Origin of the sequence: Microbulbifer sp. 2205BS26-8, assembly GCF_030731025.1 — a bacterium.
Lineage (GTDB): Bacteria > Pseudomonadota > Gammaproteobacteria > Pseudomonadales > Cellvibrionaceae > Microbulbifer > Microbulbifer spongiae.
In genome coordinates this window covers 1-916 of the sequence record NZ_JAVAMR010000147.1, presented here as the reverse complement: position 1 = coordinate 916, position 916 = coordinate 1, and the positions used below count along the sequence as shown (strand labels likewise).

The 916-nt window shown below is 47.2% G+C and carries 2 pseudogenes; both read left to right on the top strand.

From position 1 onward, the window contains the following. Positions 1–674: 674 nt before the first annotated feature. Positions 675–764 (top strand): annotated as a pseudogene (locus Q5Y71_RS17735) (hypothetical protein); the annotation flags it as partial. Between the two features lie 56 nt (positions 765–820). Continuing rightward, positions 821–916, top strand: a pseudogene (locus tag Q5Y71_RS16965) (transposase); the annotation flags it as partial.

Genomic DNA, 916 nt, shown 5'->3' with positions numbered 1-916 from the left:
CTAGCTGTAGGAATCTCCGTCCTTTAGGGCGGGGAGGATGTCAAAACAGATTCACTTAGCTCCACACTCTATAAAAGCTTATCAGTGTATAAAAAATCTTATATTGACCGACACAACAACGAGATAGCCTGAATCCCAGAAACTTGAAGTACAATTTAATACCAGCAATAATTCACAAAATAATTTTTAGGTATGAATCTGTTAAAGTTGACGCCAAATAAGGTTTGGTCAAACTGTCATATTTATGGCCCCGCCTCCCGAAAGGCGTGCAATCCTTTCCTGTATATGCTTATATTACTTTTGCCGTTACGATGTGTGCTGCAAGCCGCCAGCGGATTTAAGTGGACCCCATTGGCAAGACAGCCAGATTTTGAAGAATGCCACGGGCACGTATCGATGCTAGCAATTCTTTATCTTTAAGGGGTCCTAGGGATTTTGCCTCCAAATATTGCACGAGTTCAGATACAAGAACGGCGGAAAGTCTTATCATCGCTGGTGCTTAAAACAGTCTGATAAGAAATTCCGCCGTGACCAAATGGTACCAGCTTGAGATTCGCTTTTCATCCCTTTCCCGTCGCAAAATCACAGCAGGTTTCACTGGCGAAGACCTGACCTCCAATACCGGTTTGTTGCTGCTTCGTTAATGCGATCGCCGCCTTGGCCTATCCCGCGCGGTGGCCAGTGTCGTCAATGATCCCCGTCGTGCTTCCTCAGTTGCTCACCAGGCGGAACAGCTGGTGCGACAGCGTTTGCTTTCGATTGCTGCTGGGTATGAAGATCTCAACGATCACAATCAGCTGCGATTTGACATAGTCCTGCAAGCCGGGTACTGGCCATGGACGAAACACCAATCAAAGTCGGCAAGAGCGGTAACGGCAAAATGAAACAGGGCTACTTCTGGCCCCTGTACGGCGAA